The sequence below is a fragment of the Achromobacter sp. GbtcB20 genome, from assembly GCF_019091095.1.
GTDB lineage: Bacteria > Pseudomonadota > Gammaproteobacteria > Burkholderiales > Burkholderiaceae_B > Achromobacter > Achromobacter mucicolens.
In genome coordinates this window covers 1-275 of the sequence record NZ_JAGXJZ010000511.1, presented here as the reverse complement: position 1 = coordinate 275, position 275 = coordinate 1, and the positions used below count along the sequence as shown (strand labels likewise).

The window sequence follows — 275 nt, the reverse complement described above, 5'->3', positions numbered from 1 at the left end:
AGCAAGATCGCCGCGTCCGGTATCGGAGCCGCCAACCATCACCGCGTGGGCAGCGCAGGCGCCACGATATATCACCCGGCCCGGGTCGAGCTGCCCACCCTACGTTCTGCGCCAACAATAAAAAAGCGCGCCACCAGGGCGCGCTTTTCGCGAGATTCGACGCGGATTACTTGGTGGCCAGCACCCATTTCACCAGGCTGCGCGCTTCGGCTTCGCTCACCTGCGGATTGGCCGGCATCGGGACCGGACCCCAGGCGCCCGAACCGCCTTTCATG

1 pseudogene is annotated in these 275 nt (G+C 65.5%); it reads right to left on the bottom strand.

Annotated features, from left to right (window positions below):
- Positions 1–166 precede the first annotated feature (166 nt).
- Positions 167–275, bottom strand: a pseudogene (locus tag KVT32_RS32380) (cytochrome C'); the annotation flags it as partial.